Raw genomic sequence first — 8,636 nt, forward strand, 5'->3', positions numbered from 1 at the left:
TGATGTGAATGCGGTGTTCTGGTCATGAAATGAAGCTGTCGGGCAGTTAGCCATCAAAGAATTGGATGCGACAACAATTCTGACACCCGGGGGTACTTGGGGTTGACGTGACCGGTGCTCTCGGCCCGGCCGCCGGCGCGAAAGCGCTGGCCATCCGACGACGAGGTGCTGCCATCGCCCCAGTGGGCTGCCAGGGGTTGGCGCAGCTGCGTGTTGACCAACTCGGCCAGCGCCGCGCCGTAGGTCTCGTCCCGGATGTGCCAGGCCTGCAGCCACGACAGCCTGGCATGGGTCGTGCCGGGGCAAGACTCGGCCATTTTGGTCAATCCGAGATTGATCGCATCGGCCAGGATGGTCGTGAGCAGCAAGGTTTTGTCCTTGGCGCGCTCTCCTGTCTTAAGGTGCGTGAAGTGGCCGGTGAAACCGGTCCAGTCGTCCACCTCCATCAGCATGTCGGTGATCTTCACGCGCGGCAGCAGCATCGCGGCCCGATCAATCAAGGCCTGCGCCGTATCGGGCAGCACGGCGTCCAGCGGCGTGATTTTCAAGCCTGACGCAGTGCTGATGGTGGCATCGGGCAGGCCGTTGACAGCGGCCAGGGCGTTAACCTTGGCCAACTGCTGCTCCAGCAGGGACAAGCGCTCTTGCAGGTACTGCTCGCAGTCGGTGGTCACGGCCAGCGGCAATTGACTGGTCAGCTTGAGGCTGGCGAATTTCTCGGCGGGCACCAGGTACTCGTCAAAGTCCTTGAACTGGCGCGAGCCCTGCACCCAAACATCGCCCGAGCGCAGCGCGTTCTTGAGCTCCGACAGCGCGCACAGCTCGTAGTAACGCCGGTCGATGCCCTCGCTGATGTGAACCAGTCGGGCCCAGCGCGGCTTGACGAATGCGGTTGGCGCATCGGCCGGCACCTTGCGGGTGTTGTCGGTGTTCATCGCCCGCAGCACCTCAATGGCGTCAAGCAGGCCCCTGGCGCTGGGTGCCGCCCGCAGCTTGAGCACGTCCAGGAACTGCGGCGCGTAGCGGCGCAGCATGGTGTAGCCTTCGGCGATACGCGGCAGGAAGTCAAAACTCTCGGGCTGCGCGAGCTTTTGCGCCTCCGTCACGCTGGCCGTGAACGCGTCCCACGGCATGACCGATTCGATGGCCGCGAAGGGGTCGCCACCGCCTTGCCTGGCTTGCACCAGCGCCTGACCGATGCACCCGTACAGGCGAACCTTGTCGTTGATGGCCTTGCCGCACGCTTGGAAGTGCTGCTGATGCTTGCGTTTGGCCGCATTGAACAGCTTGCCGATGATGCGGTCGTGCAGGTCAATGATCTCGTCGGTGACGGTGGCCATGCCCTCCACGGCCAGCGCAACCAGGGTTGCATAGCGCCGCTGCGGCTCGAACCTGGCCAGATCGGCCGGCGTCATCTGGGCGCCCTCGCGGGCGATTTTGAGCAGCCTGTTCTGGTGGACCTGCCGCTCGATGCCGGCGGGCAGGTTCAGCGCCTGCCAGGCCTTGAGGCGCTCGATATGCTCCAGCATGTGCCGCGAGTTCGGCTTGAGAGGCGACAGGCACAGCCACGCCAGCCAGGTGAGCTTGCTGTCGTTCTTGCGCTTGAGAAGATTCTCCAGGCGCTGACGATAGTCGTCAGACAGTGTGTCGGTCAGGGCGGCATAAATGCGCCGGTTGGCCTGCGTAATGGCCCCGGCACAGATGCGCTCGACAACATCCAGCGCCGGAATGATGATGTGCTGCTGGCGCAATGTATCCAGCACACTGGCAGCCAGCACGACGCCCTTGTCGGTCTGCAATGTGCCATCAAATGCAGGCTCAGTTGCAGTTAATCCTGGCCCGAGGGGGTCGATAGACGCAGTTGATCCTGGCCCCAAAATGCGCTGAATGCAGGCCAGCCGTTTTTCAAACGCAAGTCTCTACACGTAGGGTATGTTGACGGCACAACGCAAATTATCATAAACGCACCGTTATGGCGCCTTGCGGCTCACAGAAAGCGGGGAAGCCGCAAGGAGTGGGGCAGGATCGAACGCAGAGCGTGTAAACCTTATTCCAGTTATATCCGCTCCGATCCGAGCGCGCCCAGACGAGGACAATGGCAGGCTTTGACCAGTTTAAAAAAACTAAACATACTTAGCGTGACGCAAATTCAGTGCGTTTAAAAGGAATATGGCTCAGCGGTTGCGACGCCGTCCTGCAGCAGTGGCAACTGCAGTAACTGCAATGCCGAGCGTCGCGACCGCGGCGATCGTACGCCACTTGGGCGGCAGCGGCCGATACAGGTCGGCCAGCCAGGCCATCGCCGCCATCGGTGGCGCGGCGCGCCACATATCGTGGGTGGCGCGGGGCCCGGACTGAAGGGTCATCTCACGCATTTTGCCCACACCCATCGCCATCGGCGCGAGTCGTCGCCGGCTTTCCTGCTGGGGCGGCGCCACACCGCGGATTACGGCGTCGAGCGCCTGCTCCAGCCCTTTGTCGTCGCCGGCCCAGAGGGCGCGGTACACGATCACGCCATCGCGATCGGTGAGCCAGACGGCGTTAGGCTTCTCATCGAGCGCGCGATGAACCGTCCCCTGCGGATCGTCTACCGCGATCGGCCAGGGCAGTTGGTCGCGCGCCTTCAGCGCCTGGGCATGTTCGAGTTTCTCCTCGAAGCTTCTGGATTGCTCGCGGTGCTCGCCGGGATGTGCTTCGCGGACGTGGAGCATGACGAAATCAATGTCGCGGCTGAACTCGTGATGGAATTGCTTGAGGACAGGATCCGAGCTCGCAGTCATGGGACAGGAATAGGAGCCGGTGATGAGCAGCAGCGGTTTGCGACCGAAGATATCAGCAGTGTTGATTCGCCCGCCATCGACTGATGGCAGATCGAATGGGGGCAGCCGATCACCCGGTCGGGGAGCTTGCTCGCCAAACGGCATGTCCTCCATAAGAACTTTTCGTGTCACATGGTCATACAGGTAGTCGGTCGCAGATGTCATGAAGCTCTCCTTTGGTGCTTGGGGCCTGGGGCCTGGGGCCTGGGCTATTAAAATTATTTCGAGGACGCTTCGGCGACCAGTTCGCGGATGGCGCCGGCAACGGCCTCGGGGTGATCTTCGGGCGTGAAGTGCTTACCGCCCGGGATGCGGTAGAGCGGCGCGCCAAGATCGCGTGAAAAGCGCTCGCCATACTCGATCTTCTGGAATGGGTCGGCCTCGCCCCACACGATGCGTGCCGGCACTGCGAGCTGCCGCAACCCGTCCCTGACCGCCATCGTGTCCTGGACGTCAAGCGATTCGACCTGCCGCGCGAACGCGTCCGGGCCGAAGCGGGACGCGTAGTGCGGCCCATGTGTGCGCATGGCCTCTTTGGCCTGGGTACTGGTGTCGTGACCGCGCAGCATCAGCAGCATCAGTACGGGATGGAGGGCGAAAGCCGGCAGACGACGGACAAGACCGCTGGCCATCTGCAGAGCCTTCACGCTCGGGATTGGCCAAGAGTCATAGCCAATGGCGTTGGTCAGCATCAGCCCGGCGCAAAGTTCCGGACGGCGCACCGCGAGAATCTGCACAACGCCGCCGCCAAGATCGTGCCCGGCAAACACCGCGCGGGCAATCCCCATAGCGTCCAGGAACGCCGCCAGGTATTCCGCCTGCTTCGCAACGGAAATGTCGCGGCCTCGACCCTGCAAGCGAGATGTGCCGTAACCGACCATCTCCCAAGCAATACAGCGCGCGCCCGGCAGCCGCGGTACGACATGGCGCCACAATGCCGGTGAGGTCGGAATCCCGTGGACGAGCACAACAGGCAAACCTTCGCCCTGCTCACTCCACGTCATGCGAATATGGTTGATGTCGCGGGTATGGCTCTGCATGACGTCTCCTTATTGACTTGGAACGATTGCCTGTTGATGCTGCGCTTCAGTGCGCCGTAGACCAAGCCCAGCACCGCCCCGAACAACAGATGCAGAATCAGCGTCATACACAGGCAGTCAGAGCGACCACAGTTATCACGCGTGCAATGGTCGCCAAGGCCCAACTCGGCGCACTGGGCAACCATGAATTTGAAAAAGCAGTCGATTCAGGCATGAGATTAGTTTTCACAGGCGCGACACGGGCATTGCGCGCACTCGCTCTTTGAAAGTTACTATGCGGGACCAAGGGGAAAGCAGCTTGTCAGCGCAGCGCGCAGAGACATGTCAGCAAGTACACCCGCGTCAGTGCCCGCATGACCCTTCCACAAAGCCAGGCAGGTTTACGGTGATGCCGGTCATGCGGTTGGCGCTGTCGACGGTGACGATCATCGGGTGTTTCGCTAGTGACAGTCGGGTCGCAGATTGGTGGAGGCCGGGGAAATACGGCAGCCATTATTGACGGGGGTACCTTGGGCGTGATCGTCGGCGGCAACATCGGCCAATTGGTGGACCGTGTGGACGAAGACTGCGTGGGCCAAGTGCTTGAGCACGCTCCGGACGGCCGTCAAGTTGCGTGGACCGACTCCAATAATGGTGGGCAGCATCAAGATGGGCCTGACAAGCCCTACAAAAACTTCGACGGGCCGTACTGCCAGGAAGTCGGTGCAGCCCATCTGGCGACCCAGGCAGCAGCAAACCGGGCAACGGTGGCGGAGTCCGGGTCTGCTGCTGCGGTGGCTGCGGCTGTTGAAGTGGCAACAAAGAAAATCGGCGCTGAGCTTGCAGCTGTGCGTGAGCGGGCGGGCTGGGCGGGATCGACTGACGGCGCCAAAGTGGCTGGCTGCAAGCTGCCTGGCTGGGAACAGCACACAGACACAAAAACTGGAAATCAATATTGCATCGTCCGTTCAGCTGAAAAACCGACGTTCGGGGCAGAAATCGAACAAGTTTATTTTTGGATGCCGAAAACCAAAAAGTGAAGCTGACGAATTTGTTTGGATGAGAAAAGGGCAGGAACGCAACCCCGGCTGCCACAACCGCCCTCCTTGGGCTTTAGGGAAAGATGTCAATTCTCTATTTGTACGGCAACTTGCCGTATAATTTTTGGTTTTGAGGAGCTTGCCATGGCCACAGCCACCACCGCACGCCTGGAAGCCAGGATCAGTGTGGACCTGCACGCCACGCTCAAGCGGGCCGCCGAGCTCGAAGGGCGCACCATGACGGACTTCGTCGTCAGCGCCGTGCAGGAAGCCGCGCAGCGGGCCATCGAGCAGGCCGAGATCATTCGCCTGTCGCTGGCTGACCAGGAATGCTTTGCGCAGGCGCTGCTGTCCCCGCCAGAGCCTGCGCCAGCCTTGCAGCGCGCCTTTGAGCGCCGGCGCAGGCTCCTGGGCGCGCAGTGACGCCATTGTTCGAGATAGTCCTGCTCGACAGCAGGCATGACCGCACCGCGTTCGACTGCGCCTCCGAGCCGCTCAACCGCTACTTTTTCCAGCAGGTTTCGCAAGATGTCCGGCGCCGCGTGACCGCCTGCTACGTGGCGCTCAGCCTGGACGGGCGCATCGCCGGGTTTTACACCCTGGCCTCTACCGCCCTGCTGCTGTCCCAGTTGCCCGAGGACCTGGGTAAAAAGCTCCCCCGTTACCCGACGGTGCCGGCCGTGCGCATGGGCCGCCTGGCCGTGGACCAGGCGTTCAAGGGTCAGGGTCTGGGCGGCGCCTTGCTGGCCGATGCTTTGGCACGCGCCCTGCGCGCGGAAATTGCCGCCTATGCCCTGGTGGTCGATGCCAAGGATGCAGCTGCCGCAGCGTTCTACAGGCACCACGGCTTGATCGCCCTGCCCAGCCAGCCCATGACCTTGTTCCTGCCGCTGGCCACAGCCCAGGCGCTGCACCGGCATTGAAAACGGCTGGACTGCCAAACAGGCTGTTCGGAGTTAAGCGCGTAAGCGCCTCTTTTTTCTTTCCTTGGGGGACTGTTGATGGTTGTTGCAAGGATAAGTGCCCTTTTTGGGCAACCTTGCGCAGCATGATGGTCGGATTGATTTGCCGCGTTAATACATTCTTAAAAGAATATCGTTAAGACGCGCCCGCGTGTTAAGGCAAAATTCATTCACGCCCAGTTCAAGCCTCCCACGGATTGATGATGGGAACGCCGGCCGCCTGGAAAGGTGCTGTGTCGCGTGAGGCCACGATGAAGCCGCGCGAGGCCGCGATCGCGGCGATGTAGCCGTCAGGCGTTGGAAATCCTCGCCCGCTAGTTCTGGCCAGCACGGCCAGCTCGGCATAGCGCCAGGCCGCTTCGGTGTCAAACGGCAGCACCCGATCCCGAAACAGTTCCAGCAGACCATCCAGCGCCTTGGTCAGCATGTCCTTTCGCTTGCCGGTGGGCAGCGCCGCGATGCCAAACAGCAGCTCGGCCAGCGTCACACTGGACAGGTACAGCGTTGGAGCAGCTTGTGCGTTCAGCCAGGCACGCACGGCCGGGTGCGGCTCGGGCTTCATTGCTTCAGAAATAACGTTGGTATCGAGGACGATCATTCAAACCCCAGCGGCATGGCCGGCGCCGTGTCGCGGACTCGCTCAAACACCTCGAAATCCTCGTTCGTCAAGCCAATATCGCGGCTCAACGCTGCAAGCGCTTCGCCCAGTCGAACGCGCGCTTCGGGCTTGACGGCGATGGCCAGGATTTCCCGAACCTCGGCTTCGGTGCTGCGCCCGTGAAGCGCGGCCTGCATCCTTAATGCGCGATGCACATCGTCGGGCAGATTGCGTACCGTTAGCATAGCCATGGTGTCACCTCATAAAATTGCATTCAATGCATTCAATGCATTCAATGCATTCATTGTACTTAATTGAATGCAAACTTTGCAAGCGTTGGCATGTCGCCAAGCAAGTGTTTTCAGGCGCGCCCCTGCCATGGGTCGAAACCCGTGCTTTTAACCGGGCAATCTCAAGAAAACCCATAAATCAACCCGCACAGGAGCCGTCAATTTGATGAATGAATCAACTTGAGGTTGCCATAGCGACAATTCCAGTCGATCAAATTGCAAGTAATTCTGGCCCTTGCTGGCATTTTCAAGCAATTTTGACCCGTGATGGCGCCCGGGCATGGGTACCACAAAGGCCAGACGGTGTGGTTTGGCCGTTGCTGAGCGCGGTTTTATACCGCGTGGAAGACCTGCGGTGGGTTCGGTCAAAAGTAGGACCAGGTTTAGTTGCAAAGTAGGGTCAAATTTAGTTGTCTGAACGGTTGCCGTTCATTCACATAAAACTGTTCCCAGCAGGGCAAGCGCAAGCCGTTGATTTCCTTGCATTCCCAAAAATCCGATCGCTAAATTGTGTGAAGTTCTTTCACACAATAACGTTCTCCGCGTGGAATTTCACATAAAACCGTACCTAAAATGAACGAGTTCACCATGGGTGAGCATTTTTTGCGGGGCGACACAAGCCATGGTCAAAGAAGTTTTCATTGGCAGAAACCTCAAGGGAATTACCGACAGAGAAGACTTTTCCCTCGGCAGCTGGCCTGAGCCAGATGTGGGGACGCTCTGCAGCCGTGACCTTGACCGATTTCTCAAGCGCAAGGAGGCGGTTGTTCTTTACCTGCAAGGGGCAGCCAGCGACTCGGTCTACACGGCCACTGGCATTCATGCGCGTTTTCTGAATCGCATGATTCGCGAGCGGTGCATGCATCCGCATCCCGACGGGCGCATTTATGGGTGGCGAGCGCTCGTTCCGAGCGTTCATATTGTCAAATACCAGCGACGAATCAAAGTACGCGCGGATGCGAATGGGCGTGGCGTCGTTGGCGCACTTGTCGCATTGCTCCAACAGGAGCCCGAATTCACAAAGCAGCTGAACAAGCAAATCATCAAGACGTGCCCGGATCTGCGACTGGGTGAAATACGGCGCCCGCGACATGCGCTTTGGGCTTGGTTTCTCAAGGAGCTGCGTGCGCTGGGATACGAGACGCGCAACGAATGGCCGTTCACGGTGAAGTCCATGGGCTACATGACCCTTTGCAGATACGCTGACAGCGTCCTGAACGCCAACCCTGTCAAGGCAGCCCGCATTGTCGGCGGCCCCCAGCTGGAGAAGAAGATGGTGTCGGGCGATGGCATTGACCGCCCGGTCCAAAATCCCTTTGAGCGCGTCGAGATGGATGCCCACAAACTCGACGGGCGCTTTGTGGTCATGATTCCCCAGCCAGGCGGCGGCTGGAGTCCGCGCCTGGTCCACCGGCTTTGGGTCATCGTTCTCCTGGACGTGGTCTCCCGGGCAGTGATTGGCTACCACCTGAGCCTGCGGTTTGAAGTCAGCAAGGAAGACGTCATGCGGGCGATCAAAAATGCACTGCTCCCCTGGAGCCGCAAGGAGCTGACCTTTGGGCCGCAAGCTTACTGCGATGATGCGGCGCTGCCCAGCGGGCACCATGAACGCTACGTCGGCTTGTGCTGGAACGAGACCAGCGTCGATGGGGCGCGGGCCGAGACGTGCGCCTGCGTCAAGGACAAGCTGCACGGTGTGGTCGGCTCTTCACTGCTCGATCCCAGCGTGGGCTTTGCGCAGCGCCGCAGCAAGGATGACCGGCCGTTCATCGAGTCGTTTTTCCGCACCCTGGCCGGGCGCGGATTGCAGCGGTGGGTATTCCGGGCGAACGTGAACAGCCATTCCAGTGAACGTGAACGCTGGAATGAGTAGCTCGCGGGGACCGATTCCGGGCGCGTGAACGCTGA

10 protein-coding genes and 1 pseudogene are annotated in these 8,636 nt (G+C 60.4%); 4 read left to right on the top strand and 7 right to left on the bottom strand.

Translation table 11 applies throughout. The features are described from left to right. Positions 1-92: 92 nt before the first annotated feature. From IWX85_RS19560 to IWX85_RS19570, 3 genes and pseudogenes are all read right to left on the bottom strand, one after another. Positions 93-1,799: pseudogene (locus tag IWX85_RS19560) on the bottom strand (Tn3 family transposase); the annotation flags it as partial. Between the two features lie 375 nt (positions 1,800-2,174). Then, entirely contained in the window at positions 2,175-2,984 is an 810-nt protein-coding gene (locus tag IWX85_RS19565) for a redoxin family protein (RefSeq protein ID WP_196870897.1), read from the bottom strand. A gap of 53 nt (positions 2,985-3,037) precedes the next feature. After that, complete coding sequence (locus tag IWX85_RS19570; RefSeq protein ID WP_196870898.1) at positions 3,038-3,859, bottom strand: alpha/beta fold hydrolase; 822 nt, start codon at positions 3,857-3,859, stop codon at positions 3,038-3,040. A gap of 509 nt (positions 3,860-4,368) precedes the next feature. On the opposite strand from IWX85_RS19570, the gene IWX85_RS19575 reads away from it, so the two are divergent. The 3 genes from IWX85_RS19575 (at position 4,369) to IWX85_RS19585 (ending at position 5,801) form a co-directional block, all read left to right on the top strand. After that, a complete protein-coding gene (locus IWX85_RS19575; RefSeq protein ID WP_196870899.1) occupies positions 4,369-4,878 on the top strand; it encodes a hypothetical protein in 510 nt (169 codons plus the stop codon). Positions 4,879-5,022: 144 nt separating this feature from the next. Then, positions 5,023-5,301 (top strand): DUF1778 domain-containing protein, encoded by a 279-nt coding sequence (locus tag IWX85_RS19580; RefSeq protein WP_036803885.1) that lies wholly within the window; start codon positions 5,023-5,025, stop codon positions 5,299-5,301. Between the two features lie 5 nt (positions 5,302-5,306). After that, the gene (locus tag IWX85_RS19585) at positions 5,307-5,801 is read left to right on the top strand and encodes a GNAT family N-acetyltransferase (protein WP_196870900.1); all 495 of its coding nucleotides are present in this window, start codon (positions 5,307-5,309) and stop codon (positions 5,799-5,801) included. A gap of 220 nt (positions 5,802-6,021) precedes the next feature. Here the strand turns inward: IWX85_RS19585 and IWX85_RS19590 are convergent, their stop codons facing one another. From IWX85_RS19590 to IWX85_RS19600, 4 genes are all read right to left on the bottom strand, one after another. After that, positions 6,022-6,438 carry a type II toxin-antitoxin system VapC family toxin gene (locus tag IWX85_RS19590; RefSeq protein WP_036803881.1) on the bottom strand — a complete coding sequence of 139 codons (417 nt, stop codon included), beginning with the start codon at positions 6,436-6,438 and terminating at the stop codon, positions 6,022-6,024. Beyond that, complete coding sequence (locus IWX85_RS19595; RefSeq protein WP_036803879.1) at positions 6,435-6,689, bottom strand: plasmid stabilization protein; 255 nt, start codon at positions 6,687-6,689, stop codon at positions 6,435-6,437. The genes IWX85_RS19590 and IWX85_RS19595 overlap by 4 nt, the downstream gene beginning before the upstream one ends. Positions 6,690-6,836: 147 nt before the next feature. After that, positions 6,837-7,097: a hypothetical protein gene (locus IWX85_RS20655; RefSeq protein ID WP_231380042.1), complete on the bottom strand. Its 261-nt coding sequence runs from the start codon at positions 7,095-7,097 to the stop codon at positions 6,837-6,839. Positions 7,098-7,311: 214 nt separating this feature from the next. Beyond that, a complete protein-coding gene (locus IWX85_RS19600; protein WP_196870901.1) occupies positions 7,312-7,821 on the bottom strand; it encodes a hypothetical protein in 510 nt (169 codons plus the stop codon). Between the two features lie 90 nt (positions 7,822-7,911). On the opposite strand from IWX85_RS19600, the gene IWX85_RS19605 reads away from it, so the two are divergent. Beyond that, on the top strand, positions 7,912-8,601 hold the full coding sequence (locus tag IWX85_RS19605) for a hypothetical protein (protein WP_196870902.1): 690 nt from the start codon (positions 7,912-7,914) through the stop codon (positions 8,599-8,601). The last annotated feature ends 35 nt before the right edge of the window (positions 8,602-8,636 follow it).

The organism is Polaromonas sp. CG_9.11 (assembly GCF_015752225.1).
GTDB lineage: Bacteria > Pseudomonadota > Gammaproteobacteria > Burkholderiales > Burkholderiaceae_C > Polaromonas.